Genomic DNA, 26,202 nt, shown 5'->3' on the forward strand with positions numbered 1-26,202 from the left:
TTGGCGGCGGGGCGATGGGATAATGCGCGTTCGCCTTCGCAGCCATCCAAGCGCTTCATGACCGCCACGCTACCCGCCCGCGTACCCATCGGCACGCTGATGATCCAGGGCACGACCTCCGACGCAGGCAAGAGCACGCTCGTTGCCGGTCTGTGCCGCCTCGCGCGTCGCGCGGGTGCGCGTGTCGCGCCGTTCAAGCCGCAGAACATGGCGCTCAACAGCGCCGTGACCGTGGACGGCGGCGAGATCGGCCGCGCCCAGGCGCTGCAGGCGGTCGCCGCCGGCATCGAGGCGCACACCGACCTCAATCCGGTCCTGCTCAAACCCAATAGCGATCTCGGCTCGCAGGTCATCATCCACGGCAAGGCGCGCATGAATCTCAACGCGCGCGCGTATCAGGACTACAAGCCGCTCGCGCGCGAGGCCGTGCTGGAGTCCTATGCGCGTCTGCGCGCGCGCTACGACACGGTGTTGGTGGAAGGCGCGGGCAGCCCCGCCGAAGTCAACCTGCGCGCCAACGACATCGCCAACATGGGTTTCGCCGAGGCGGTCGATTGCCCGGTCGTGCTCGTGGCCGACATCGACCGGGGCGGCGTGTTCGCGCATCTGATCGGCACGCTGGCCTGTCTTTCGGAGAGCGAGCGCGCGCGCGTCAAAGGTTTCGTCATCAACCGTTTTCGCGGCGACCGCACGCTGCTGGAACCCGGCCTCGCCTGGCTCGAGCAGCAGACGGGCAAGCCAGTGCTGGGCGTCGTGCCATATCTCCACGGCCTCACGCTCGACGCCGAGGACATGCTGCCAGGCGTAGCCCACAGCGGCGCACAGGCCGGCGGTGAGACGCTGCGCGTGGTGGTGCCGGCGCTGCCGCACATCAGCAACCACACCGATTTCGATGCGCTGCGCGCCCATCCGCAGGTCGATTTCACTTACGTGCGCACGGGCGAAGTGCCGCCCGCCGCCGATCTGGTGATCCTGCCGGGCTCGAAGAACGTGCGCGACGACCTCGTGTGGCTGCGCGCCCATGGCTGGGAGACGGCGCTTGCGCGGCATCTGCGCTATGGCGGGCGCGTGATCGGCATTTGCGGCGGCATGCAGATGCTCGGCCGCGCGATTGCCGATCCGCATGGCGTGGAGGGCGAGCCGGGCGCGGTCGAGGGCTTCGGCTGGCTCGACTACGAAACGGTGCTCACGCGCGAAAAGACCTTGAAGAACGTGACGGGCGCGCTCGCGCTGGAAGGCGCTGACGGGCATGCGGCCACGGGCCCGGCGCGCGTGGCGGGCTACGAAATCCATATGGGCGAGACGCGCGGTCGGGCGCTCGAATCGCCCGCGCTGTGGCTCGCTGAGGGAGACGAGGGGGCGACGCGCCCGGATGGCGCGCGCTCGGCGGACGGCCAGATTCTCGCGACCTACGTGCACGGCCTCTTCGACACGCCGCAGGCCTGCGCGGCGCTGTTGCGCTGGGCCGGGCTCGCGCAGGCGCGCGCGGTGGACTATCCGGCGCTGCGGGAGGCGTCGCTGGAGCGGCTCGCGGACACGCTCGCGGCGAGCCTCGATCTGGAGAAGCTGTTCGGCGTAATCGGCTAACAGCGCAGCTAAAAGCGCGGCTGACCGGCTCAGTAAAGGACCATCTGCGTACAGCGGAACAGCGCGATGGTCTTGCCGTCCGGGCCGCTCACGGTGGCGTCCCAGACCTGGGTGCTGCGCCCGAGGTGCACACCCTTCGCCACGGCCGAGATCGTGCCTTCGCGCGCAGTGCCGAGATGGTTGCTCTTGATCTCGATGGTCGTGAAGTTCTTCGCGCTGGGCGGCAGGTGCGCGAGGCAGGCGTAGCCGCAGGCCGTGTCGGCGAGGCCGATGACCGTGGCGGCGTGCAGGAAGCCATTGGGAGCGAGCAGGTCGCTGCGCACGTCGAGTTCGGCGCGAAGCAGGCCTTGCTCGAGGGCCAGCGGGCGAAAGCCCAGCAAATCGGGCAGGCGGCCGCGCTGCCTCTCGAGCAGGGATTCGATCGTGATGTCGTCGCGTAGCGTGCTCATGGTCGGTCAGTCTCCTTGATTTGATATGAACATTGCGGGTGCGCGCTCGTGGGGGGCTTCGGCGGCGCGCAATTTGCCGATAATATCGGACGGTTGATTCGGGGCGCCGGCTCGTCTGCAAGTCGCCTCGCCAGGTATCGAACGACGCATCACGCAAAAATCACGGCAATCCGGCTGGCCATGCGCCAGCCATCCTGACGGGAGCATTCATGACGGTAATCGTGGTGGCGAATCCCAAGGGCGGCGTGGGAAAGAGCACGCTGTCCACCAATCTGGCCGGCTATTTCGCCGCACAAGGCGAGTGGGTGGCGCTCGCGGACCTCGACCGGCAGCAGTCCTCGCATGCCTGGCTCGATCTGCGGCCCGCGACGCTGCCGGCCATCGAAAGCTGGCAGGTCGATCTGGACAAGCCGGCGAAGCCGCCCAAGGGACTCGAGCACGCAGTCATCGACACGCCCGCCGGCCTGCACGGCAACCGGCTCGAGACGATCATGGAGCTGGCGGACAAGGTGATCGTGCCGCTGCAGCCCTCGATGTTCGACATTCTCGCCACCCAGGACTTCCTGAACCGCCTCGCGAAGGAAAAGGCCGTGCGCAAGGGATCGATCCAGGTGGGCGTGGTGGGCATGCGGGTGGATGCGCGCACGCGCTCGGCCGAGCAGCTGCAGCGCTTCGTCGAAGGTCTGGAGCTGCCGGTGCTCGGCTATCTGCGCGACACGCAGAACTACGTTCAGCTCGCCGCGCACGGCCTCACACTGTGGGACGTCGCGAAGAGCCGGGTCGAGAAGGACCTCGACCAGTGGCAGTCGATTCTCCGCTGGGTCGACGGCAAATAGGCGCGCAGGTATGGCCGCGCGGGCCCGATGAGCCGCGCCGGCCAGACCCGGGTTTTAGCTCCAGGCTTGCGTGGGCACGTGGTCGCGGCTGCCCTTGATGCGGTTGTTCTCGTCCACGAACACGAGGTCCGGCTTCCAGCCGGCCTTGAGCTCTTCCTCTTCCACGTTTGCGAAGGCCGCGATGATCACGAGGTCGCCCAGTTGCGCGCGGCGTGCGGCCGAGCCGTTCAGCGAGATCATGCCGCTGCCGCGCTCGCCCTTGATCGCGTAGGTCGTGAAGCGCTCGCCATTGTTGATGTTCCAGATGTCGATGCGCTCGTTTTCGACGATGTTCGCCGCTTCGAGCAGGTCTTCGTCGATGGCGCACGAGCCTTCGTAGTGCAGCTCGCAGTGCGTGACCGCGACGCGGTGGATCTTCGACTTGAGCATATGGCGTTGCATGGAGGGGCTCCTCAGGCGAGCGGGCGCGCGGCCCGCCGCGGGTAAACGGAATCTGGGGATTCGGGTGAAAGCGGGGCGGCGCGGCCGCCCGCGGGCCTCAGATCTCGAGGTTGTCGATCAGGCGCGTCGCGCCGAGCTTCGCGGCGGCCAGCACGACGAGCGGCGACTCGGCGTCGCCGGCCACGCCCGGTGCGGGCGGCAGCAGGTTCGCGCGCTTGCGGATCGCGATGTAGTCGGGCTTCCAGCCGCGCGCGGCGAGCGTCGCCATGGCGTCGAGTTCGAGCTGCTGGAAGTCGCGGCGGCCCGACAGCACCGACTCGCGGATCGCACGCAGCACGCCCGCCAGTTGCGGCGCCTCGGCGCGCTCGGCTTCCGTGAGGTAGCGGTTGCGCGAGCTGAGCGCGAGGCCGTCGGTGTCGCGCACTGTTTCGGCGGCGATCACCTCAGTCGGCAGCGCAAACTGGTTGCACATCGCGCGCACGATCATGAGCTGCTGGTAGTCCTTCTTGCCGAACACGGCCACGCGCGGCTGCACGCACGACATCAGCTTCATGACGACCGTGCACACGCCCTCGAAGAAACCGGGGCGGAATTCACCTTCCAGAATGTCGCCGAGATCGTGCGGCGGGCGCACGCGGTACTCCTGCGGCTGCGGATACATGTCGCGCTCGGTGGGCGCGAACAGCACGTAGACGTTTTCCTTCTGCAGCTTCTCGATGTCGTCCTGAAGCGTGCGCGGATACTTGTCGAAGTCCTCGTTCGGGCCGAACTGCAGCCGGTTGACGAAGATACTCGCCACGACCGGGTCGCCGTGCTGGCGCGCGAGGCGCATCAGCGAGAGATGGCCTTCGTGCAGGTTGCCCATGGTCGGCACGAACGCGGTGCGGTTTTGGCCGCGCAACTGGTCGCGCAATTCCTGAATCGAGCTAATGACTTTCATGATCGGGTGCTTTATGCCTCGCGCGGGGCAAGACTTGGGTTGCACGGCCGCAAGCGAGAGACCCGGACGAAGGGCCGCGAGCGGACGTCGCGCGCCCGGTCCGCGCAAGTGGCGCGGTGTGCCCCGTATATGGGACGAGACCGGGCAGGCGCGGGCGATTGTAGTGGATTTGTGAACGCGGCGCACCCGCCTCGGGTAGGGGCTTGTCCTGGCGTTCCGCTGTGCGGCCCGGCGCAGGTTCCTGCGCGATGCGGTCCTATTTATTGACTTCGCTGCGCGCAGGCCCGGGGCAGGGATCAGGCCGGCAAATATGCGAGCCGCACGTAAATTGGCGCGAACGGCTCGGGCTGGGTGATCTCGATGAGCGATTCGCGCGACAGCTCAAGCATCGCGATGAAGTTCACGACCACGACGGGCACGCCGCGCGTGGTGTCGAACAGCTCGGAGAATTCCATGAAGCGCTCGCCCTGGAGCCGGCGCAGGATGATGCTCATGTGCTCGCGCACCGAGAGTTCCTCGCGCGAGATCTTGTGGTGCTGGACGAGCTTCGCGCGCTTGATGACGTCGGCCCACGCGGCGCGCAGGTCGTTGCTGTCCACGTCGGGGAAGCGCGGCATGATGCTTTGCTCGATATAGACCTCGGCGCGCAGGAAATCGCGGCCGAGCTGCGGCAGCTGGTCGAGGCGCTGGGCGGCGAGCTTCATCTGCTCGTATTCGAGCAGGCGGCGCACGAGTTCGGCGCGCGGATCCTCGGCTTCCTCGCCGGTGTCGGCCTTCTTGACCGGCAGCAGCATGCGCGACTTGATCTCGATGAGCATGGCCGCCATCAGCAGATATTCGGCCGCGAGTTCGAGGTTGGTCTTGCGCAGTTGCTCGACATAGCCGAGGTACTGGGTGGTGACCTCCGCCATCGGGATGTCGAGGACGTTGAAGTTCTGCTTGCGGATGAGGTACAGCAGCAGGTCGAGCGGGCCTTCGAAGGTCTCGAGGAAGACTTCGAGCGCGTCCGGCGGGATGTAGAGGTCCTGCGGGAGCTTGAAGAGCGGCTCGCCGTAAAGGCGTGCGAACGCGACGCCGTCGACCGTGTCGGGCGTCGAGTCGGTTGCGGGCGTGGTCAGCGCCTCACCGGGCGTTTGCCCGGCAGCGTGGCCCGCGTGACTGGCCGCGTGCTCGCCCGCTGGCGGCGCGCCGGCCCCGTCGGCCTCGGCCATCAGAAGTTCTGGTAGTAGACGTAGGACGTTTGCTTCACGCGCGAAGCCTGCTGGCGCTCGCGCTCGTCGAGGTCGATCGGCTGCTTGTCCCACAGGAGCGCGCGGCCCTTGCGTTGCTGTTCTTCGAGCTGCGGCTTTTGCTGCTTGAGCTGGTTGATGAACTGCGTGATGTCCGACTGATACATGGCTGACGTCCGTCCAGTAAGGCGGGGCGCCTGATTGCGCCGCGCCGCTAATTCTGTCGGCGGCAATTTTACCGCAAGCCAAGGCCGCGGAACATCCGCCCGGGCGGAACGCGTTGGCCATCCCCGCGGCCGCCTCGCGCGCCATAGGTCCGGTCGCGCCCGCCGTTGTGGCACGCTTTGCACCTCCTCCTGGGGTTTTGACGCGCCGATGTGGTGAAATAACGCGTTTGCGCCCGTTGCCGCTGCCCGTGCCGCCCTGCGCGCGAGCGGCGCAACCGGTGGCAACCAGTTCTACGACGGCCGGAGGTGGCGTTTGGCGGGATGGGTGATCGAAGCATTGTGCGCACGGCGGCGCCCCTCGCGGGCGGCGCGGCCACGGCTCGCCGCGTGCCTGATCGCGTGCCTCGCCGTATGCTCCGCCGTCGCACCGCCCGCCCGGGCCGACATCCTGACCACCCTCCTGCCGTGGATGCGCCCGCGCACCTACTACGACGTCGATATCCAGGCCACCCCGCGCGATCTGCGCAAGCTGCTCGAGGCGCACCTCGACATTGCGCGCTTTGCCACGCGCGCCGACGTGAACGAGGACCAGTTCGAGTTCCTCGTGACCGCGACGCCGCAGCAGGTGCGCGACCTCGCCTCGACGGCGGGCTATTTCACGCCGGTCGTGCGCACCGATGTGCGTACGATCGACGGCAGGCGGCACGTGCGGGTGAGCGTGGACCCAGGGCCGCGCACGACGATTTCGTCGGTGAAACTCGTGTTTCGCGGTCCGGTCCTCACGGAAGACCCGGCGCAGGAGAACACCGCGCGCTTCGCGTTCTCGCTGCACGAAGGCGACGCCTTTACGCAGTCGGGCTGGGACGACGCCAAGAACGGCTCGCTCAAGGCGCTGCAGGCGCGCCGCTACCTCGGCGCGAAGATTACGTTTTCGGAGGCGCGGGTCGATCCGCTCAGGCATGACGCGCAACTTTCCGTGACGTTCGACAGCGGGCCGACCTTCACGCTGGGCAAGCTCGACGTTTCAGGCCCGCGGCGCTATCCGGGCTACATCATCGACAACGTGAATCCGCTTTCGCCGGGCGAAATCTACGACCTCAAGCGCGTGGCCGAACTGCAGCGCCAGGTGCAGAACACGCCGTACTACGCGAGCGTCGCGATCGACGTCGACGCGAACACGCAAAAGCCGCTCGAGACGCCCGTGCACGTGAAGGTGAGCGAGTTTCCGTACAACAACTTCCGCGGCGGCGTGGGTTATTCGACCGATACCGGCGCGCACGTCCAGGGCTCCTACACCTACCTGAACACGTTCGGGGCGGCGTGGCCGTTCCAGGTGCAGGGGCGGCTCGACCAGATCCAGAAGTTCGGTCAGGTCCAGCTTTCGATGCCGCCGGGTCCGCGCGCCTGGACCAACAGCCTCGTCGCTTCCTACACGACCACCGACGTCTCGGATACGAACATCTATAGCGCGCGGGTCGGGGTCCAGCGCACGCGCACCTCGCAGAACATCGACTACGCGTACGCGCTGATGTTCTACGACGACCGCCTCACGCAGAACGTGGGGCCGTCCTCGCGGGCCTACGCGCTCGTGCCGACGTGGGGCTGGACGCGCCGCAACGTCGACGACCCGCTCTTTCCGCGCTCGGGCAACATCATTCGCATGGAAGCGGGCTTCGCGCTCAAGAACGCGGGCGCCGAGCAAAGCTTCCTGCGCGCCTACATGCGCGGTCAGCAATACCTGCCGATCGGCCACAGCGACATCATGGTGTTCCGCGCAGAACTGGGCGGCGTGTTCACGAGCGGCCCGTCGAGCGGCATTCCCGCGTCGCTGCTGTTCCGTGCGGGCGGTTCGAACTCGGTGCGCGGCTACTCGTTCCAGAGCATCGGTAACGACCAGTCGGGCTCGATCCTGCCGACCAAGTATCTCGTCACCGGCTCAGCCGAGTACCAGCACTGGTTCAGCCACGACTGGGGCGGCGCGGCGTTCTTCGACGTCGGCACCGCCACCGACACCTGGGGCGAAAAGGAGTTCGATCCGGGCGCGGGTATCGGCGCGCGCTGGCGCAGCCCCGTCGGGCCGGTCAACCTCGATCTCGCCTATGGCTTTCGCACTCACAGCGTGCGGCCCTATCTGACACTCGGGATCGCTTTCTGATGATGACGCGCTCGCTGCTCCGCTTCGCAACGCCTCCTGCGCCGCATGGCAAGGGGGGCGCATGAGCGCACGCCGTTTCGCTGCTGCGGCTTGGCTGCCCGCCGCGTTCGCCGTGCCGCCGGGGGAGGCTGGCCGCAGCCCGGACGACGAAGTGCGCGGTGAACCCGGCGGCCATGGAGGCGATGGTGGTGACGGCGGCTCGGGTGACGAGCGTACGCCGCCGCGCCGCCGCGGTCCGCGGCTCTGGAAGGCCCTGGTCTGGGCGATCGTCGTGCCGGTGCTGCTCGTCGGGCTCGTCGCCGGCTTGCTCTATGGCGTGCTGACCACCGAGCGCGGCACGGCCTACGCGTGGCGCGCGGCAGTCAAGCTGCTCGACGGCAAGCTCGCGGGCAGGCTCGAAGGCGGCACGCTCGCGACCGGGGTGCGCTTTTCCAACGTGAGCTGGCGCGGCACGGACGGCACCACGCTCAAGGTCGACCGCATTGGTGGCCAATGGGAGATGCAGGGCTTCGGCCAGCAACCGTGGCGCTTCGTGGTGGACTATCTGCATGCCGGCGACATCGAGATGCGCATCGTGCCGTCGCACGAGCCTTCCTCGCCCATGAAGCTGCCGGAAAACCTGCAGCTGCCGCTCGGGCTCGAGATCCGCGACCTGCAGGTGAACAAGCTCACGGTGCACGAAGGCACCTCGACCAACGAGTTCTCGCACTTCCAGTTCCACGGACGCAGCGACGGCCGCCATCACGAGGCCGCCATCGAGCGACTCGACACGCCCTTTGGCGCCGTGAGTGCCGAGGCGAAGCTCGATGGCGTGCGCCCGTTCCCGCTCACGGGCGACCTGGGCTACTCCGGCAAGGTGAACGGCGAAGAGGTGCAGGTCAGCGCAAACCTCGCCGGCTCGCTCGAGGCGCTCACGGCCGATGTCGAGGCAAGCGGCATGAAGCTCACCGGCCGTGCGCATGTGGAGGCCACGCCGTTCGCTTCCGTGCCGCTACAGCGCGTCACGCTCGCGTTCGATCATGTCAATCCGCAGGCGTTCGCGCCGGGCGCGCCGTTCGCCGACCTCGCGGTGCGCGCGCAGTTGCAGCCGGTGCCGGGCGGCGCGGCGGGCGTGCCGGCGGCGCTCGCGGCGGCGGCTTCGGGGGCGGTTGCGGCGTCTGACGTGACGCCGGCTGCCGTGCCCGCGCCAGCATCGGCGCCGGCGGGCAGCGCGATGCCCGGCGCCGCGTCGGCCTCCGCTGCATCAGCCGCGGCCGACGCGGCCCGCGCGCGCAGCAATGCGGCGGGCTTCACGGTGGCGGGCGCGGTCTCGATCGTGAACGCGAAGCCGGGCGCCATCGACGAAAAGCTGCTGCCGCTCATCGACGCCCACGCCGACGTCGTACTCGATGCGAAGACGCAGCGCATCCCGAAGCTCGCCGTGCGTCTCGTGAAGAACGCGACGATCACCGGCGGCGGCACGATCAGCGGGCGCGACGGCCGGTTCGATCTGAAGGTGGCGGGGCTCGACCTCAACGCGATCCAGTCGAGCGTGCGCGCCACGCAATTCGCGGGGCCGGTCGGCGTGCGGCTGAACGGCGACGTGCAGAGCGTCACGCTCGATCTCGCCGACCCAAAGGCGGCGCTGCGCGTGCAGGGCAAGATCACGCAGGACCCTGCGAGACTGTCGCTCAACGACGTGCGGCTGACATCGGGCGCGGGGCGCATCGACCTGTCGGGCGCGCTCAAGCACGACGCCAGCTCCACGTATCAACTCAAGGCGGTGCTGACCAATTTCGATCCGCTGTCGCTCACGTCGCAGATACCGGCGCGCACGGCCGCGAAAACTCCAGCGCCGGCCGCTCGACCAAGGCCCGCGGCGGCCCAGCCCGCCGCCGACGCGCTCAACCCGCAGCGCAATCTCGCGCTCAATCCGGCGCTGAACCCGTCGCTCAATCCCGCGCAATCGGGCGAGCAGGCCGCCGAGCAAAGGCGCGTGGAGAACGCGAAACAGACCGAGCAGGGCGGGGCGGCCCAGCACGAGGCGAGGCCGCGGCCCGCCACGCATCCCGCGGCGCGGCGCATCGAAGCGCGCGTGAACGGCACGCTGAACGCGAGCGGCACGCTCGCGCCCACCTTCACGACGCGGGCCGAGTTCAAGCTCGGCGCGAGCGTCTACGACGACCTGCCGCTTACGGGGCAAGGCCTCATCCAGCTGGCGGGCTCGCGTATCCTGCCAAGCCGCGCGAACCTCTCGGTCGCGGGCAATACCGTGGATCTGCAAGGCAGCTTCGGCGCACGCGGCGACCGTCTGCGCTTTCGCGTGGATGCGCCGCAGCTCGACCGGCTTGGCTTTGGCATAGCGGGCCAGCTCGCGGCGAATGGCGACGTGACCGGCACTTTCGCGCACCCCGACGTCTCGCTCGACTACAAGGCCGACCACGTGGTGTTCGGCGATAACCGCGTCGGCCACGCCGAGGGCCGGGCGCTCGCGCGCGACGGCGCGAACGGCGCGCTCGCCTTCAGCACGGACGCGAGCGACATCGCCGTGGCGGGCGTCGATATCACGACGCTCACCGCGCGCCTCGACGGCACGCGCGCGAAGCACACGCTCACGGCGAGCGCGAAGGGCAAGGTGCAGGGCCAGCCGATCGACTTCGTGGTGGCGGCGAACGGCGGCCTCCAGGACACGCGCGAAGGCACGCGCTGGAACGGCGCGGTGACGCAGCTCGAGAACCGCGGCGTGCCCGGCGTGAAACTGCAGTCGCCGCTGACGGTGAGCGCGGGCCCCGGCAAGGTCACGCTCGGCGCGACGCGTATTACGGGGGAAGGCGCGTCGCTCGACCTGAAATCGTTCGATCTCGACCATGGCCGCATCCGCTCGGCAGGCACGCTCACCAACGTGTCGCTCGCGCGCATCATGCAAATCCGGCAGCAGTTCACGGGCGTGCCGTCCACGCTCAGAACCGACCTGATCTTCGACGGCGACTGGGACTTCTCCGTCGGCCCGACGGCCACCGGCTATGTGCAGATCAAGCGCCGCTCGGGCGATATCACGACCGAAGTCGGCCGCGGCTTTGCCTCGCTCGGCGTGGGCGACCTCAACGTGCGCGCGGCCTTCAGCGGCGGCAACCGCCTCACGCTCACGGCGCATGCGCAGGCGAACCGCGTGGGCGTGCTCGATATCGACGCCTACACGACGCTCGTGCCGCGCGACGGCATCCTCACCGTCGCAGACGAGGCGCCTATCGGCGGCACCATCAACGCGAACGTGCCCTCGCTGCGGAACACGGGTGGCATGCTCGGCCCGACTTACCTGCTCGACGGCCATCTCGCGCTGCAACTCGCGTTGGGCGGCACCGTTGCGAAGCCGAATCTGACTGGCTCGCTCGTCGGCGACGGCATCTCGGCCACCATGGTCGATCAGGGCGTGGAGTTGAAGGACGGCGTGATCCGCATCGCGCTTTCGCAGAACCTCGTCGACTTCCAGCAGGTGGAGTTCCACGGCGCGACGAGCGGCACGCTGCGCGCAAAGGGCCAGGTGCGCCTCGACAACGCCGAGCCCGATCTCACCGCGAGCATCGTCGCTGACAAGCTCGAGATTTTCGCTTCGCCCGACCGCAAGCTGTCGCTTTCCGGCAGCGCGAGCATCGCCAACGGCGGGCATCTGGGCGGCATGCAGATCGATGGCAAGTTCACCGTCGATCACGCGCTCTTCGACATGCCCGAGTTACCTGCGCCGTCGCTCGGCGACGACGTCGTGATCGTGCGCCCCGACGGCACGACGGTGGGCGGCCGGCCGCCCATCGAAGAAACGGCGTCGACCAAGCCCGCGCCGCGTTTTGCCCCGCGCGCAAACGTCGACATCGATCTCGGCCACGACTTCCGCTTCCGCGGGCAGGGCGCGGATCTGGGCCTGGCGGGCATGATTACGGTCAACAGCGCACCGGACGTCCCGCTGCGCGCGATCGGCAACGTGCGCGTGACCGAAGGCTCCACGTACACGGCGTTCGGCACCAAGCTCAATATCGAAAACGGCTTCTTCACGTTCAACGGGCCGGTGGGCAATCCGGGCATCAACATTCTCGCCATGCGGCGCAACCAGCAGGTCGAGGCGGGCGTGCAGGTCACCGGCACCGTGCAGGCGCCGTCGGTGCGGCTCGTTTCCGAGCCCAACGTGCCCGATAACGAAAAGCTCTCCTGGTTGCTGTTCGGGCACGGCACCGATCAGGGCAACAACCTCGGTCAGCAGAGCGCGATGACGACGGCGCTCGCCCTGCTCGGCAGCGCGCAAGGCAAGCGCATTGCGCAGAGCATCGGCCTCGACGAATTTTCGATCGGGCGCAGCGAGGTGGGCCTGACCGACACCGAGGTCGTCATGATCGCGAAGGCCATCAACCAGCGTCTCGTGATCGGCTATGAGCAGGGCCTGCAGTCGGCGTCGAACGCGGTGAAGGCCACGATCAACCTCTCGCGTTACTGGTCGCTCGTGGTGTACGGCGGCACCTTCAACGGCGCCGATATTCTCTACACGCGGCGTTTCGATCGGCTTCGCCGCTAGGGCCTCGAAAAGCCAGGCGCAAAAAAAACGCCCCTCGCAAGGGGCGTTTCTGACGATATCGGCGGCGGGTTTTACTTGACCCGCATGCCCGGCTTCGCGCCGCTATGCGGCTCGAGAATGTACAGACCCGGTTCGGCCTTCTCGTCGGCGGCGGAAGCCGCGAGGACCATACCTTCGGACATGCCGAACTTCATCTTTCGCGGCGCGAGGTTCGCAACCATCACCGTGAGCTTGCCCTTGAGGTCTTCGGGCTTGTACGCCGAACGGATGCCCGAGAACACGTTGCGCGTCTTTTCCTCGCCCACGTCGAGCGTGAGTTGCAGCAGCTTGTCCGATCCTTCGACGATGTTGCAGTCGACGATCAGCGCCACGCGCAAGTCGATCTTCGCGAAGTCGTCGATGGAGATGACTTCCGGCGTTTCATCGGCGGCAGGCTTCTTCGCTTCCTTGGCAGCCTTCGACTTCTTGTTTGCATCCGCAGCCGCGGCGGCGGGCGCATCGGTTGCCTGCAGCGAATCGCGGTTGGCGGCGAGCAGCGCTTCGATCTGCTTCGGATCGACGCGTGTCATCAGGTGCTTGTACGCGTTGATCGGCTGTTGCGACGAGAGCGCCTTGCCTGCATCGGCCCAGGTCAGCGGCTCGATGGCCAAAAACTGTTCGACACCTTCTGCGAGCGTCGGCAGCACCGGCTTCAACGCGAGCGAAAGCAGGCGGAACGCTTCGAGGCTCACGCTGCAGGTCTCGTGCAGCGCCACCGAGTTGGCCGGATCCTTGGCCTGCTCCCACGGCTTGGCCGTGTCGACGTAACCGTTCACGGCGTCGGCGAGTTCCATCGTCTGGCGCAGCGCGCGGCTGTATTCGCGTGCTTCGTAGTGCGCAGCGATTTGCGCAATGGCGCCGCGCAGTTGCTCGAGCAGCGGATGATGCATCGCGCTATCCTGCACGCGGCCGTCGAAGCGCTTGATCAGGAAGCCCGCCGCGCGGCTTGCGATGTTGATGTACTTGCCGACGAGGTCGCTGTTCACGCGCGCCTGGAAGTCTTCGAGGTTCAGATCGAGGTCTTCCATCGTGCTGTTGAGCTTCGCGGCGAAGTAGTAGCGCAGCCACTCGGGGTTCAGGCCCGTGGTGACATAGCTTTCCGCCGTGATGAACGTGCCGCGCGACTTCGACATCTTCGCGCCGTCCACGGTCAAAAAGCCGTGCGCGAAGACGTTGGTCGGCGTGCGGTGGCCCGAGAACTGCAGCATGGCCGGCCAGAACAGCGTATGGAAATACAGGATGTCCTTGCCGATGAAGTGGTACTGCTCCGTCTTCGAGCCGGCCTTCACCCATGCCTCGAAATCGATGCCGCGCTTTTCGCACAGGTTCTTGAAGCTCGCGTAATAGCCGACCGGCGCGTCGAGCCACACATAGAAGTACTTGCCGGGCGCGCCCGGAATCTCGAAGCCGAAGTAGGGCGCGTCGCGCGAGATGTCCCAGTCGGCGAGCTTCGATTCGCCCGACTCGCCCAGCCACTCGCGCATCTTGTTGGTCGCTTCCGGCTGAGCCAGGCCGCTCACCCAGCCGCGCAGGAAGTCTTCGCAGCGCGGGTCCGAGAGGCGGAAGAAGTAGTGCGTCGAGGTCTTGCGGATGGGCGTCGCGCCCGAGACCACCGAGTACGGATTCTTCAGGTCAGTGGGCGCGTAGGTCGAGCCGCACACTTCGCAGCTGTCGCCGTACTGGTCCTTCGCGCCGCACTTCGGGCACTCGCCCTTGATGAAGCGGTCCGGCAGGAACATGTTCTTGACCGGGTCGTAGGCCTGCTCGATATCGCGCGTCTCGATGAAACCCGCTTCCTTGAGCGCCAGATACACCGACTCGGAGAGCACGCGGTTCTCTTCGGAGTCCGTCGAGTAGTAATTGTCGAACGACACGCCGAAGCTGTCGAAATCGCGCTTGTGCTCCTGCCACACGCGCGCGATCAGCTGCTGCGGCGTGAGGCCTTCCTTCTCCGCGCGCAGCATGACGGGCGTGCCGTGCGTGTCGTCGGCACCGACGTAGTAGACCTCGTGGCCATGCATTCGCAGCGCGCGAACCCAGATGTCCGTCTGGATGTACTCGACCAGGTGGCCGATGTGGATCTGACCGTTGGCGTACGGCAGAGCAGACGTAACGAGAATCTGGCGGCGGCCGCTTTGATTGGCATGCGCGCCGGCTGCTGCGAGGTCGGTGGCGGGTGCTGACATAAGTGAGGGGAAGTCCGATGTTGCGGGGGGAAAGGGCGATTTTAGCAGGGCGGGCGCACCGTCGTTCGGCGACCCGGTGGACGCTCGTATGCGAAATGCCTGGATGGGGCGCGGGCTGCGAAAGCCGCGCTGATGCTGCGCCGCACAAATCGCGGCCAAAAAAAACCGGGGCAAGAATGGCCCCGGAGCAACAACGACAAGAGGAGAATGGTGACGCGGCGGCACTGCCGCACACGTACCGTAAACACAGACAGCACGGTTTTCCGAGAGTTCGAAAAATTTTTCGATTCTCTGCAAGCGTTTTGAAGTGGGCTTGCGATGGCCGTCCAGCAAGGGTTTCGGAGCGCGCCTTCGGGCGACTCCAAATGCAAACGGGGCGGCATGACTGCCGCCCCGTCGATGTGTCGCTGTTTTTTCTGCGCAGTCGCCGGCACTGCGTTCCCGGCGACTGCGTCGGGCCAGCTTAGCCGCCCTGGTGCTGCGACGTCGCGCGCAGGTACATTTCCACGCGGCGATTAGCCGCGCGGCCCGCTTCGGTGTTGTTGTCGGCGATCGGTTGCGTATCGCCGAGGCCTGAGGCCGACATGCGCTGCATCTGAATGCCGCGCGAAGCGAGGTAGTTCACGACGCTCTGGGCGCGGTTGACCGACAACGTCTGGTTGTACGCGGGGGAGCCCGTGTTATCCGTATGGCCGACCACCTGCGCAACCACTTCCGGGTTCTGCTGGAGCGTCTGCGCGACCTGGTCGAGCACCGGCGCGAACGACGGCTTGATCGCGTAGCTGCTGGTGTCGAACGTCACATTGCTCGGGATGTCGAGCTTGAGCGAGCCGTCCGGCTGCTCGGTGATCTTCGTGCCGGTGCCCTGGGTGGCGCCCGAGAGCTTGTTGTGGATGTTCTGCCAGTTGTAGCCGGTGATGCCGCCGACCAGTGCGCCCGCGCCTGCGCCGATTGCCGCGCCCTTGCCGCCGCCGAAGATGGCGCCGATCGCCGCGCCCGTGCCTGCGCCGACACCGGTGCCGACAGCCGTGTTGGTGCCCTGCTGCGTCGCGCAGCCGGCGACGAGCGCGCCGGCAATGGCGAAGACGGACAGGCGAGTCAGGATTCTTGTGTTCATATGCTTTCCTTTCTTGAGTGGAACGGACGCTGCCGGCGGTGTTCGCGGCCCCGCATGCGAACAGGGTCTTCGAACGGTGCGCGGCGGCAGCTACTACAATGACGCCTTGAGGTTTGCGCCGCCAGGCGAAAAGCCGCTGGGTCGCGGCTTTGAGACCACCTGGTCGGCATACAAAATCGATGCTGCCGCGAAGCGTGCCCTGTCGGGCTGTTTTGCGCAATGCAGCTTAACAATTTCTTTCGATTTCCGGCGCGTAGGCGATCAGTCCTCACTCGGATCGGCGCTAACGCAGACCGGCATTCTCCCCACGGAGTTTCAATGAGCATAGATCGGGCTTTGGTCGACGCCGCGCTCGCGGCCTTGACGGATCCGAACACGGGTCATCCCTACACGGTGGCCAAGGGCGTGCGCAACGTCACCGTCGAAGGCGATACGGTTGGCGTCGAGATCGTGCTCGGCTATCCGGCGAAGAGCCAGTTCGCCGCGGTGCGCGCGCAGGTCGAGGCGGCGCTCGCCGCCGTGCCGGGCGTGAAGGCGAGCCGCGTCGCGGTTAGAAGCGAGATTACCGCGCATACGGTGCAACGTGGCGTGAAGCTGCTGCCCAACGTGAAGAACATCGTCGCCGTGGCCTCGGGCAAGGGCGGCGTGGGCAAGAGCACGACCGCCGTGAACCTCGCGCTCGCGCTTGCGGCCGAAGGCGCTTCGGTCGGCGTGCTCGACGCGGACATCTACGGCCCATCGCTGCCGATGATGCTCGGCATCGAGGGTCGCCCCGAGTCGCCCGACGGCCAGTCGATGAATCCGCTCGAAGGTCACGGCGTGCAGGCCAACTCGATCGGCTTTCTGGTCGAGCAGGACAACCCGATGGTCTGGCGCGGCCCGATGGCGACTTCCGCGCTCGAGCAGCTGCTGCGTCAGACGAACTGGCGCGAGCTCGACTACCTCGTGGTCGACATGCCGCCGGGCACCGGCGACATCCAGCTCACGCTCTCGCAGCGCGTGCCCGTCACGGGCGCCGTGATCGTCACGACGCCGCAGGACATCGCGCTGCTCGACGCGAAGAAGGGCCTCAAGATGTTCGAGAAGGTGGGCATTCCGATTCTCGGCATCGTCGAGAACATGGCCGTGCACATCTGCTCGAACTGCGGCCACGCCGAGCATATTTTCGGCGCGGGCGGCGGCGAGCGCATGGCGAAGGAATATGGCGTGGAAGTGCTCGGCAGTCTGCCGCTCGACATCGCCATCCGCGAGCAGGCCGATTCGGGCAACCCCACCGTGGTGGCCGCGCCCGAGGGGCCGGTGGCGGAAATCTATCGCGCGATCGCACGCCGTGTGGCGATCCAGATCGCCGAGCGCGCCCGCGACATGACCTCGAAGTTCCCGACCATCGTCGTGCAGAACACCTGAGCCCCGGCGCGGGCCGCGGCGCTTGTGCGGCGCCCCGCGCATGGGGACAGATAGGCGCGCGGCGGGGCGCGTGCGCGGTATCATGTGGGCTTCATCGGGTCCGGTATGGCGGCAGCAACGGGGCTGCCGCCGCCCGGCAAGAGGATCGCATGGATAAAGGACACGACAGGCAAGCGGGGAATGCGCACGTCGTCTGGATGATTGCCCTCGTCACGCTTTGCGGCTGCGCGCTGCTCGCGGGCTGCACGAGCTTCATGGGCCAGCAGGACAAGCGCGCGGTCGCACAGTTGCTGCCCACCGTCGGCAGCCAGGTGCGCGGCACGGTTTCGTTCGTCGAACACTCGGACGGCGTCCAGGTGAGCTACAACCTCGCGGGCCTGCAGCCCGACAGCGATCACGCATTGCAGGTGCACGAGCGCGGCGACTGCAACGCCACCGACGCCTCGAGCGCCGGCGCCGTGTTCGCGCCCGCCGCGGAGCGCCTGAAGGCCGGCGCGCGCGTGGAAGGTGACCTCGGCAATATCCACGCGGATTCGAATGGCGTGGCGACGGGCTTTATCGTCGCACCCGACGTCTCGCTCGACGGCGTGCGCTCCGTCCTGCAACGCGCGGTAATCGTACATCGGGACGCCATCGACCCCTATGCGTACCCGCAGCGCGGCACCGGCCCGGCGCTTGCCTGCGGGGTGATCCGCGCCCAGTGAGCATGGCGTTTGCGCCGGCCCGAAACGCAGTTCCAGGCATGGCGATCCACATCGCGTAAAATAGGCGCCTTTCGCACGCGGCGCGCGCCAGGTGGGGCCGTCCGCATGCTTTCCCGACCCGAATTTCTCGTTACGTAGCGAACATGGCAATCAAGTCCGACAAGTGGATCCGGCGCATGGCCGAAGAGCAGAAGATGATCGAGCCGTTCGTGCGCGATCAGGTCCGTATGTCGGAAGACGGCCGCAAGATCGTGAGCTACGGGACCTCGAGCTACGGCTACGACATCCGCTGCGCCGACGAATTCAAGATTTTCACGAACATCAACTCGACCATCGTCGATCCGAAGAACTTCGACGAAAAGTCGTTCGTGGACTTCAAGGGCGACGTCTGCATCATCCCGCCCAATTCGTTCGCGCTCGCGCGCACGGTCGAGTATTTCCGCATTCCGCGCAACGTCCTGACCGTCTGTCTGGGCAAGTCCACCTATGCGCGCTGCGGGATCATCGTGAACGTCACGCCGTTCGAGCCCGAGTGGGAAGGGTACGTCACGCTCGAATTCTCAAATACGACACCTTTGCCTGCGAAAATCTACGCGAACGAAGGGGTGGCGCAAGTGCTGTTCTTCGAAAGCGACGAGATCTGCGAGGTCTCTTACGCGGATCGCGGCGGCAAGTATCAAGGCCAGCACGGCGTCACCCTGCCGAAGACCTGACGCAGACAACCACCGGACACAACGACATACGGGGACCGCTGCGCGTTATATGCAGCGGTCGTTTCTTTTGGAGAATCGCCCATGAAGTTTCGTTTTCCCGTCGTCATCATCGACGAAGACTTTCGCTCCGAGAACATCTCGGGTTCCGGCATCCGCGCGCTCGCCGAAGCCATCGAGAAAGAGGGCGCGGAAGTCCTCGGGCTGACGAGCTACGGCGACCTCACGTCGTTCGCGCAGCAGTCGAGCCGCGCCGCGTGCTTCATCCTCTCGATCGACGACGATGAACTGCTGCCGTACGTGGAAGGCACGGATGGCGAAGCGCCCGAGCACGCGCCTGCGATCGTCGCGCTGCGCGCGTTCGTGGAAGCGGTGCGCACGCGCAACGCCGACATCCCCATCTTCCTGTACGGCGAGACGCGCACCTCGCGCCATCTGCCCAACGACATCCTGCGTGAGCTGCACGGCTTCATCCACATGTTCGAGGACACGCCGGAGTTCGTCGCGCGCCACGTGATTCGCGAAGCGCGCGTGTATCTCGACGCGCTGGCGCCGCCGTTCTTCAAGGAACTGGTCAAGTACGCCGACGAAGGCTCGTACTCGTGGCACTGCCCGGGTCACTCGGGCGGCGTCGCGTTCCTGAAGAATCCGCTCGGCCAGATGTTCCACCAGTTCTTCGGCGAGAACATGCTGCGCGCCGACGTCTGCAATGCGGTCGAGGAACTCGGCCAGCTGCTCGATCACACCGGCCCGGTCGCGGCCTCGGAGCGCAACGCGGCGCGCATCTTCAGCGCGGACCACGTGTTCTTCGTGACCAACGGCACGTCCACGTCGAACAAGATCGTCTGGCACGCCACGGTCGCGCCGGGCGACATCGTGCTGGTGGACCGCAACTGCCACAAGTCGATCCTGCACGCGATCACGATGACGGGCGCGATTCCCGTGTTCCTCACGCCGACGCGCAACAACTTCGGCATCATCGGCCCGATCCCGCGTGACGAGTTCAAGCCGGAAAACATCCGCAAGAAGATCGAGGCGAATCCGTTCGCCCGCGAGGCGCTCGCGAAGAATCCGAACGTGAAGCCGCGCATTCTCACGATCACGCAAAGCACGTACGACGGCGTGGTCTACAACGTCGAGATGATCAAGGATCTGCTCGGCGACATGCTCGACACGCTGCACTTCGACGAAGCGTGGCTGCCGCACGCCGAATTCCACGAGTTCTACCAGGATATGCACGCGATCGGTGCGGGTCGTCCGCGCACCAAGGCACTGGTGTTCGCGACACACTCCACGCACAAGCTGCTCGCCGGCATTTCGCAGGCTTCGCAGATCGTCGTGCAGGACTCGGAAGACAGCGCGTTCGACCGCCACCGCTTCAACGAGGCGTATCTGATGCACACGTCGACGTCGCCGCAGTACGCGATCATCGCGTCGTGCGACGTGGCCGCCGCGATGATGGAAGCGCCGGGCGGCCCGGCACTGGTGGAAGAGTCGATCGCCGAAGCGCTCGACTTCCGCCGCGCCATGCGCAAGGTGGACGCCGAATATGGCGACGACTGGTTCTTCCAGGTCTGGGGCCCGGACGAGCTGGCTGAAGAAGGCATCGGCTCGCGCGAAGACTGGATGCTGCGCCCGAACGATCACTGGCACGGCTTCGGCGCGCTGGCGGAAGGCTTCAACATGCTGGACCCGATCAAGGCGACGATCGTCACGCCGGGTCTGGACGTGGACGGCGAATTCGGCGAGACCGGCATCCCTGCCGCAATCGTGACGAAGTACCTGGCCGAGCACGGCATCATCGTCGAGAAGACGGGTCTGTACTCGTTCTTCATCATGTTCACGATCGGCATCACGAAGGGCCGCTGGAACTCGATGGTGACCGAGCTTCAGCAGTTCAAGGACGACTACGACAACAACCAGCCGCTGTGGCGCGTGCTGCCCGAATTCGTCGCGCAGCATCCGATGTACGAGCGCGTGGGCCTGCGCGACCTGTGCCAGCAGATCCACAGCGTCTACCGAGCCAACGACATCGCACGCCTCACGACCGAGATGTACCTCTCGAGCATGGAGCCTGCGATGAAGCCTTCGGATGCGTTCGCGAAGCTCGCGCACCGCGAGATCGACCGCGTGCCTGTCGACGAACTCGAGGGCCGCGTCACGTCGATCCTGCTCACGCCGTACCCGCCGGGCATTCCGCTGCTGATTCCGGGCGAGCGCTTCAACAGGACGATCGTGAATTATCTGAAGTTCGCGCGCGAGTTCAACGAGCGCTTCCCGGGCTTCCACACCGACATCCACGGGCTCGTGGGCGAGACCATCAACGGCCGCATCGAGTATTTCGTGGATTGCGTGCGCGCCTGATTGCGCGAGGGGAGGGAAATGTTGGGTGGTTCATCGGCGCGGCTAGCGCGTTACTTTGCTGCGATGGTGTCGACGCTATCGGCTGCCACGGTGCTGTTCGCCGTGGCGCCGGCGGCGCGCGCCGAGGTCGCGGCGGCCGATCCGATCGATACGGCCATGCGCACGTGTCTCGCGCGCGCAGACCGGTCGTCGACGGCCGGGCAGATCCAGTGCATGGACGATGCGCGCACCGCATGGCGCAAGGCCGCCGACAACGCGCTCACGCAACTGCTCGCGAAGCTTCCGGCCGCGCAGCAAAAGCGCTGGCAACTGAGCCAGCAGAAGTGGGCGGCCTGGCGCGACGCCGAAGACACCATGCTCGGCGCCGCATTCGCGACCACGAGCGGCAGCACCTACCAGCTTTATGAGGCGGACATGCGCCTGCAGCCGGTGCGCGATCGCGCGCTCGCGCTGCGCAACCAGGCGACGATGTACGACGGCGACGCGCCGAAGGTGCGCGCCTGCAGCGCCGACGCGCGCTGCGAGCACGTGAGCTACGACCTCAACCGCTACTACCGTCAGCTCTATGCGCGCATGCCGAAGCACGAGCGGCCTACAGTTGCACGCGCGCAGAGCGACTGGCGCGCGTATCGCGACGCGACCACGCCGCTCATCGACGAGCATGCGCGGCTCGATCTGCTAGGCGGGCGTCTCGCGACCTTGAAGCGCCTCGCCGAAACGGTGAACAACCACTGAGGCTGCGCCTTCAGTCGAGGATGAACTGCTCCGGCGCACGCGCCGGCAGCGCAGTAGGCTCGCCCATGAGGTCGTGCAACGCGACCTCGATGCCGGTCGACATCAGGTTGAGCGCGAGGTCGTTGTCTTCGGTGCCGAACGGGTCTTCGAGCTGCGAGGCGATCGCCTCGTGGGCCATGAACGCGTAGGCCACGAACACGGCGAAGATCGGCGTCAAACCGCCGATGCTATCGACGAGGCCGAACGGCAGCATCGCGCAGAAGAAGTACACGGTGCGATGAATCATCACCGTATAGGCGAACGGCAGCGGCGTGGAGACGATGCGCTCGCACCCGCCGATCACATCCGAAATGCCATTGAGATTATGTTCGAACGCGAGCACCCCGTAGCCGTCGAGGCGGCCTTCGCGCGTCTCGCGCTGGACCCATTCCGAGGCGCACAGCATGAGCGTGGCCGGCCGGTAGCGCGACGTCATCACGCGCGCGAAGAGCGCGGGCGGCAGGCGCGATTCGAGATCGGTGCGCGGGTCGGTGCTGCGCAGTTGATGGCGCAACGCATGCGGCAGCGCAGCGAGCAGACTCATCAGCTCGCGGGCACGCTCGCGCGTTGCGGCTTCGTCGCCGCTGCGCGGGAGCGTGAGCGCCTGGCGCACCAGCGAGCGCGTTTCGTTGAGCATTTGCCCCCAGAGCTTGCGGCCTTCCCAGTAGCGGTCGTAGCTCGCGCTGTTGCGAAAGCCGAGAAACACCGCGAGCGCAATGCCGATCAGCGAGAACGGCACCGTGCTCAGGTTGACCGTGAGCTTGAGGATGTGATCGTGCGCGGCCACCGCGATGATCGAGAGAACCAGCACGATGAACAGGCGCGGCAGAAGCTGCGGCAGCACGGAGCCGCGCCACGCGAGCAGCATGCGGAACCAGTGGAGGTGAGGGCGGACGATCATGGGGCGGGTGTTGGGGGCGAAGACAATACCTGATCGAGCAATTCGTCAGTATGGCGCGGGATCGTAGGCTATGACGCGCGGCTGCCGGGCGCACACTTCCGGCATTTTGCTGCGGGTACAGCGCGCTGTCATGTGTGTCGTCATCGGCATGCCCGGTTTGTGCGCCGCCCAAAAGCAAACCGGGCGCGCGACGTTGTCCGTCGCGCGCCCGGTTGGGCTTTGACTGCGGGCGTTTTCCGCCCGCTAAGCTGCGCTTATTTGAGCGCGGCGCGCGCCGCCGCGATGGCCGCACGCACCTGCTCGGGCGCGGTGCCGCCCGGATGGTTGCGTGCCGAGACCGAGCCTTCGAGCGTCAGCACTTCGAACACGTCTTCGGCCAGCAGGTTCGACACAGCCGGCAGTTCGCGGCGCATCTCGTCGAGCGTGAGGTCGGCGAGATCGCAGTTGCGGTCCACGCAGATACGCACCGCGTGCGCCACGGCTTCGTGCGCGTCGCGGAACGGCAAGCCCTTCTTGACGAGGTAATCGGCCAGATCCGTGGCCGTGGAGAAGCCTTGCAGCGCAGCCGCGCGCATGGCTTGCTCCTTGACCGTGATGCCCGCGACCATCTCCGCGAAGATGCGCAGCGTGTCCGCCACGGTATCGACCGTGTCGAACAGCGGCTCCTTGTCTTCCTGGTTGTCCTTGTTGTAGGCGAGCGGCTGGCCCTTCATCAGCGTGAGAAGCGCCATGAGATGGCCGTTCACGCGGCCGGTCTTGCCGCGCGCGAGTTCCGGTACGTCCGGGTTCTTCTTTTGCGGCATGATCGACGAGCCCGTGCAGAAGCGGTCGGCCAGATCGATGAAGCCCACGCGCGGGCTCATCCACAGCACCAGCTCTTCCGAGAAGCGCGAGACGTGCGTCATCACGAGCGCGGCAGCCGCTGTGAATTCGATGGCGAAGTCGCGATCGGACACGGCGTCGAGCGAGTTTGCGCAGATGCCGTCGAAGCCCAGCGTCTTCGCCACGGCGAAGCGGTCGATCGGATAGCTCGTGCCCGCGAGCGCCGCCGCGCCGAGCGGCAGACGGTTCACGCGCTTGCGGCAGTCCACCATGCGCTCGGCGTCGCGCGTGAACATTTCCACGTAGGCGAGCAGGTGATGGCCGAAGGTGACCGGCTGCGCCACTTGGAGGTGCGTGAAGCCGGGCATGATCGTGCCCGAGTGCTGTTCAGCCAGGTCGAGCAGCGCGCCGCGCAGGTCGCCGAGCAGGCCGCCGATGCGGTCGATCTCGCCGCGCAGCCACAGGCGGATGTCGGTCGCGACCTGGTCGTTGCGCGAGCGGCCCGTGTGCAGTCGCTTGCCCGCGTCGCCGATCAGGGCGGTCAGGCGCGCTTCGATGTTCAGGTGCACGTCTTCGAGGTCGAGCAGCCATTCGAATTCGCCGCGCTCGATCTCGCCCTTGATCTTCGCCATGCCGCCCTGGATGGCGGCGAGGTCGTCGGCCGAGATGATCTTCTGCGCGGCCAGCATCGACGCATGCGCGAGCGAGCCCTCGATATCGACGAGCGCGAGGCGCTTGTCGAAGAAGACCGACGACGTGTAGCGCTTGACCAGCTCCGACATGGGTTCGGAGAAGCGAGCCGACCAGGCTTCGCCTTTTTTGTGCAGTTGGGACGTCATGGTGATGGGGCGTGAACGAGCAAGCGGTGAGAAGGCGTGCCGCGCGGCGCATTGCGCTGCATTGCGTCAAGCACGGCGGGAAAGAACACGATTTTAACATCGGCGCTCTGGCGGAATGCCGCCAGGCGGCCTGCGCCGCTCAGAGCCGCACCAGCACCACGAGCTTGAGATCTTCGCGGTGCGCGGGCTTGAAGGTGATCTGGTCGTAGGCGATGCGGCCGTGGCGCGGATGGTTGAACTCGCGCCGGCCGCCCTCGCGCTCGAACACGTCCTGCGAGGCCCAGAAGCGCGCGAACTCGTCGCTCGCGGCGATCAGCGAGTCGATCAGCGCGCGCGTGGGCGCGTCGTTCAGGTGGCGGATGGAGTCGGCGCGGAACTCGGCGGCAAGGCGCCGCGCGCGCGTGTCCCAATCGACGATCAGCTCGCGCCCGAGCGGCTCGGTGAACGTGAAGCGCAGCAGGTTGCGGTCGTGCTCGCCGTCGAGCCAGCCCGTGAAGAGATCCGCCGCATGCGCGTTCCAGGCGAGCGCGGTCCACTGGCGGTCGAGCACGTAGGCGGGGGCGTCCACGAGTTTGACCGTTTGCAGCAGCGTGGCGGGCGCGTCCGCGGCGGTGGCCGGATCGGGCTCGGCGGGGTCGCGCTGTGCGGCCAGTTCGAACAGATAGGCGCGCTCGGCGCGCGAGAGCCGCAGCGCGACAGCGATGCGCGCGAGCGCGTCCGCCGAAGCCGAAACGGGGCGACCCTGCTCGATCCACGTGTACCAGGTCGGGCTCACGCCGCACAACTGCGCGACTTCCTCGCGGCGCAGGCCCGGCGTGCGGCGGCGCGGGCCCGGCGGCAGGCCGACCTCCGCGGGCGATAGACGCTCGCGATGGGCGCGGATGAATTCGCCAAGCGCGCGGGCGGGCGTCGCGTCGAGGGTTTTGCCGGCGGAGGCGGGTGATCCCGAGGAAGGCGTGTCGAGGCTCATGGGTGTGGGGCTAGTGGCGGCGATACCAGAATAATCGCTTAACTTGTACTGGTACAAAACGGCCTCTATTGTAGCGTCTGACGCGGCGACGGGCCGCCACGTCAACCAGCCCGGAGATTGCAGAACCCGCGGCGCGCAGCGCTTGCCGCTTCGCGCCCCATATAAAGCACCGCAAAAAAACCCGCAAAAGGAGCATGCGATGAAGCATCACGATCAGGTCGCCGACGCATTCGGCTCGACCGCCGCCGCCTACCTCACGAGCCAGGTCCACGCGAGCGGCGCGGATCTGGAGAACCTCGCCGCGACCTTCGCGGCCACCTGCGGCAATGCGACGGTGCTGGACATGGGCTGCGGCGCGGGCCACGCGAGCTTCGCCGTCGCGCCGCACGTGCGCGAAGTCGTGGCCTACGACATCGCCCCGCAGATGCTCGCCACGGTCGAAGCCGCCGCGAAGGAGCGTGGCTTGACGACCGTGCGCACGCAACAGGGCGCGGCGGAAACGCTGCCGTTCGCCGACGCGAGCTTCAACTGGGCCGTGAGCCGCATGAGCGCGCACCACTGGCGCGACGTGCCGCGCGCGCTGGCCGAAGTGCACCGCGTGCTCAAGCCGGGCGGACGGCTCAAGTTCATCGACATCGCCGGCATCGACGATCCGCTTTACGACACGCATGTTCAGGCGATCGAACTGTTGCGCGATGCGTCGCACATCCGCGATTACCGCGCCGATGAATGGATCGCGATGCTCGACGCCGCGGGTTTCGACGCGAAGGTGAGCGAGCGCTGGCGCATCGCGCTCGACTTCGACTCGTGGGTTGCGCGCATGCGTACGCCGCCGGAGCGCGTGACGGCGATCCGCTCGATGTGGGAGCGCGCGCCCGATGAAGTGCGCCAATATTTCGATGTGCAGAGCGATTCGTCGTTCAAGCTCGACGCGCTGATGATCGAGGCGACGCGGCGCGATTGAAGTGCATGAGGCAATAAAAAACGGCGTCGTGACCGCGAAGGCACGACGCCGTTTTCACATG

20 protein-coding genes are annotated in these 26,202 nt (G+C 66.8%); 10 read left to right on the forward strand and 10 right to left on the reverse strand.

The features are described 5' to 3' along the window. Positions 1-57 precede the first annotated feature (57 nt). Entirely contained in the window at positions 58-1,587 is a 1,530-nt protein-coding gene (locus E1N52_RS08365; RefSeq protein WP_246088997.1) for a cobyric acid synthase, read from the forward strand. A gap of 29 nt (positions 1,588-1,616) precedes the next feature. Here the strand turns inward: E1N52_RS08365 and E1N52_RS08370 are convergent, their stop codons facing one another. Beyond that, positions 1,617-2,036, reverse strand: a complete 420-nt coding sequence (locus E1N52_RS08370) for a PaaI family thioesterase (protein ID WP_133181851.1) — start codon at positions 2,034-2,036, stop codon at positions 1,617-1,619. A 209-nt stretch (positions 2,037-2,245) separates the two neighbouring features. Between E1N52_RS08370 and E1N52_RS08375 the strand changes: the two genes are divergently transcribed. Beyond that, entirely contained in the window at positions 2,246-2,872 is a 627-nt protein-coding gene (locus E1N52_RS08375; RefSeq protein ID WP_133181853.1) for a ParA family protein, read from the forward strand. A gap of 54 nt (positions 2,873-2,926) precedes the next feature. Here E1N52_RS08375 and panD read toward each other — a convergent pair whose 3' ends face one another. From panD to E1N52_RS08395, 4 genes are all read right to left on the reverse strand, one after another. Continuing rightward, the gene (gene panD, locus E1N52_RS08380; protein WP_065057337.1) at positions 2,927-3,313 is read right to left on the reverse strand and encodes an aspartate 1-decarboxylase; all 387 of its coding nucleotides are present in this window, start codon (positions 3,311-3,313) and stop codon (positions 2,927-2,929) included. A gap of 97 nt (positions 3,314-3,410) precedes the next feature. Next, entirely contained in the window at positions 3,411-4,253 is an 843-nt protein-coding gene (gene panC / locus E1N52_RS08385; RefSeq protein WP_069265441.1) for a pantoate--beta-alanine ligase, read from the reverse strand. A gap of 296 nt (positions 4,254-4,549) precedes the next feature. Further along, positions 4,550-5,464 carry a segregation and condensation protein A gene (locus tag E1N52_RS08390; protein WP_165979351.1) on the reverse strand — a complete coding sequence of 305 codons (915 nt, stop codon included), beginning with the start codon at positions 5,462-5,464 and terminating at the stop codon, positions 4,550-4,552. After that, a complete protein-coding gene (locus E1N52_RS08395; protein WP_069265440.1) occupies positions 5,464-5,649 on the reverse strand; it encodes a DUF3460 family protein in 186 nt (61 codons plus the stop codon). The genes E1N52_RS08390 and E1N52_RS08395 overlap by 1 nt, the downstream gene beginning before the upstream one ends. Before the next feature lie 469 nt (positions 5,650-6,118). Here E1N52_RS08395 and E1N52_RS08400 point away from each other — a divergent pair, with 469 nt between their 5' ends. Together E1N52_RS08400 and E1N52_RS08405 are read left to right on the forward strand one after the other, a co-directional pair. Next, positions 6,119-7,804, forward strand: a complete 1,686-nt coding sequence (locus E1N52_RS08400; protein ID WP_133182171.1) for an autotransporter assembly complex protein TamA — start codon at positions 6,119-6,121, stop codon at positions 7,802-7,804. A 61-nt stretch (positions 7,805-7,865) separates the two neighbouring features. Then, positions 7,866-12,344 (forward strand): translocation/assembly module TamB domain-containing protein, encoded by a 4,479-nt coding sequence (locus E1N52_RS08405; protein WP_133181855.1) that lies wholly within the window; start codon positions 7,866-7,868, stop codon positions 12,342-12,344. 71 nt (positions 12,345-12,415) lie between these two features. Here E1N52_RS08405 and metG read toward each other — a convergent pair whose 3' ends face one another. Further along, on the reverse strand, positions 12,416-14,569 hold the full coding sequence (gene metG / locus E1N52_RS08410) for a methionine--tRNA ligase (RefSeq protein WP_133181857.1): 2,154 nt from the start codon (positions 14,567-14,569) through the stop codon (positions 12,416-12,418). A gap of 463 nt (positions 14,570-15,032) precedes the next feature. Continuing rightward, the gene (locus E1N52_RS08415; protein ID WP_133181859.1) at positions 15,033-15,686 is read right to left on the reverse strand and encodes a YiaD family glycine zipper/OmpA-like lipoprotein; all 654 of its coding nucleotides are present in this window, start codon (positions 15,684-15,686) and stop codon (positions 15,033-15,035) included. A gap of 318 nt (positions 15,687-16,004) precedes the next feature. Here E1N52_RS08415 and apbC point away from each other — a divergent pair, with 318 nt between their 5' ends. From apbC to E1N52_RS08440, 5 genes are all read left to right on the forward strand, one after another. Beyond that, positions 16,005-17,093, forward strand: coding sequence for an iron-sulfur cluster carrier protein ApbC (gene apbC / locus E1N52_RS08420; RefSeq protein WP_133181861.1), 1,089 nt, complete (start codon positions 16,005-16,007; stop codon positions 17,091-17,093). Positions 17,094-17,242: 149 nt separating this feature from the next. Continuing rightward, on the forward strand, positions 17,243-17,797 hold the full coding sequence (locus E1N52_RS08425) for a superoxide dismutase family protein (protein ID WP_133181863.1): 555 nt from the start codon (positions 17,243-17,245) through the stop codon (positions 17,795-17,797). Between the two features lie 143 nt (positions 17,798-17,940). After that, a complete protein-coding gene (dcd, locus tag E1N52_RS08430; RefSeq protein ID WP_028207739.1) occupies positions 17,941-18,510 on the forward strand; it encodes a dCTP deaminase in 570 nt (189 codons plus the stop codon). An 81-nt stretch (positions 18,511-18,591) separates the two neighbouring features. After that, positions 18,592-20,871, forward strand: coding sequence for an arginine/lysine/ornithine decarboxylase (locus E1N52_RS08435; protein ID WP_133181865.1), 2,280 nt, complete (start codon positions 18,592-18,594; stop codon positions 20,869-20,871). Between the two features lie 18 nt (positions 20,872-20,889). Further along, positions 20,890-21,606 (forward strand): lysozyme inhibitor LprI family protein, encoded by a 717-nt coding sequence (locus tag E1N52_RS08440; protein ID WP_246088998.1) that lies wholly within the window; start codon positions 20,890-20,892, stop codon positions 21,604-21,606. 10 nt (positions 21,607-21,616) lie between these two features. Here the strand turns inward: E1N52_RS08440 and E1N52_RS08445 are convergent, their stop codons facing one another. From E1N52_RS08445 to E1N52_RS08455, 3 genes are all read right to left on the reverse strand, one after another. Then, a complete protein-coding gene (locus E1N52_RS08445) occupies positions 21,617-22,546 on the reverse strand; it encodes a bestrophin family protein (RefSeq protein ID WP_133181867.1) in 930 nt (309 codons plus the stop codon). 254 nt (positions 22,547-22,800) lie between these two features. Further along, positions 22,801-24,207 (reverse strand): argininosuccinate lyase, encoded by a 1,407-nt coding sequence (gene argH / locus E1N52_RS08450; RefSeq protein WP_133181869.1) that lies wholly within the window; start codon positions 24,205-24,207, stop codon positions 22,801-22,803. Between the two features lie 139 nt (positions 24,208-24,346). Continuing rightward, complete coding sequence (locus E1N52_RS08455; protein WP_133181871.1) at positions 24,347-25,177, reverse strand: helix-turn-helix transcriptional regulator; 831 nt, start codon at positions 25,175-25,177, stop codon at positions 24,347-24,349. A 199-nt stretch (positions 25,178-25,376) separates the two neighbouring features. Between E1N52_RS08455 and E1N52_RS08460 the strand changes: the two genes are divergently transcribed. Then, positions 25,377-26,141 (forward strand): class I SAM-dependent methyltransferase, encoded by a 765-nt coding sequence (locus tag E1N52_RS08460; RefSeq protein ID WP_133181873.1) that lies wholly within the window; start codon positions 25,377-25,379, stop codon positions 26,139-26,141. Positions 26,142-26,202 lie beyond the last annotated feature (61 nt).

The organism is Paraburkholderia guartelaensis, assembly GCF_004353905.1.
Lineage (GTDB): Bacteria > Pseudomonadota > Gammaproteobacteria > Burkholderiales > Burkholderiaceae > Paraburkholderia > Paraburkholderia guartelaensis.

Bases quoted from the DNA above. Each gene is read 5' to 3' on its own strand.
- argH (WP_133181869.1), bottom strand. From the start codon at position 24,207: ATGACGTCCCAACTGCACAAAAAAGGCGAAGCCTGGTCGGCTCGCTTC.
- E1N52_RS08375 (WP_133181853.1), top strand. From the start codon at position 2,246: ATGACGGTAATCGTGGTGGCGAATCCCAAGGGCGGCGTGGGAAAGAGC.
- E1N52_RS08460 (WP_133181873.1), top strand. From the start codon at position 25,377: ATGAAGCATCACGATCAGGTCGCCGACGCATTCGGCTCGACCGCCGCC.
- metG (WP_133181857.1), bottom strand. From the start codon at position 14,569: ATGTCAGCACCCGCCACCGACCTCGCAGCAGCCGGCGCGCATGCCAAT.
- E1N52_RS08365 (WP_246088997.1), top strand. From the start codon at position 58: ATGACCGCCACGCTACCCGCCCGCGTACCCATCGGCACGCTGATGATC.
- E1N52_RS08440 (WP_246088998.1), top strand. From the start codon at position 20,890: ATGTTGGGTGGTTCATCGGCGCGGCTAGCGCGTTACTTTGCTGCGATG.
- E1N52_RS08395 (WP_069265440.1), bottom strand. From the start codon at position 5,649: ATGTATCAGTCGGACATCACGCAGTTCATCAACCAGCTCAAGCAGCAA.
- E1N52_RS08370 (WP_133181851.1), bottom strand. From the start codon at position 2,036: ATGAGCACGCTACGCGACGACATCACGATCGAATCCCTGCTCGAGAGG.
- E1N52_RS08405 (WP_133181855.1), top strand. From the start codon at position 7,866: ATGAGCGCACGCCGTTTCGCTGCTGCGGCTTGGCTGCCCGCCGCGTTC.
- E1N52_RS08455 (WP_133181871.1), bottom strand. From the start codon at position 25,177: ATGAGCCTCGACACGCCTTCCTCGGGATCACCCGCCTCCGCCGGCAAA.
- E1N52_RS08400 (WP_133182171.1), top strand. From the start codon at position 6,119: ATGCGCCCGCGCACCTACTACGACGTCGATATCCAGGCCACCCCGCGC.
- panC (WP_069265441.1), bottom strand. From the start codon at position 4,253: ATGAAAGTCATTAGCTCGATTCAGGAATTGCGCGACCAGTTGCGCGGC.
- E1N52_RS08445 (WP_133181867.1), bottom strand. From the start codon at position 22,546: ATGATCGTCCGCCCTCACCTCCACTGGTTCCGCATGCTGCTCGCGTGG.
- dcd (WP_028207739.1), top strand. From the start codon at position 17,941: ATGGCAATCAAGTCCGACAAGTGGATCCGGCGCATGGCCGAAGAGCAG.
- E1N52_RS08390 (WP_165979351.1), bottom strand. From the start codon at position 5,464: ATGGCCGAGGCCGACGGGGCCGGCGCGCCGCCAGCGGGCGAGCACGCG.
- E1N52_RS08425 (WP_133181863.1), top strand. From the start codon at position 17,243: ATGGATAAAGGACACGACAGGCAAGCGGGGAATGCGCACGTCGTCTGG.
- E1N52_RS08435 (WP_133181865.1), top strand. From the start codon at position 18,592: ATGAAGTTTCGTTTTCCCGTCGTCATCATCGACGAAGACTTTCGCTCC.
- E1N52_RS08415 (WP_133181859.1), bottom strand. From the start codon at position 15,686: ATGAACACAAGAATCCTGACTCGCCTGTCCGTCTTCGCCATTGCCGGC.
- apbC (WP_133181861.1), top strand. From the start codon at position 16,005: ATGAGCATAGATCGGGCTTTGGTCGACGCCGCGCTCGCGGCCTTGACG.
- panD (WP_065057337.1), bottom strand. From the start codon at position 3,313: ATGCAACGCCATATGCTCAAGTCGAAGATCCACCGCGTCGCGGTCACG.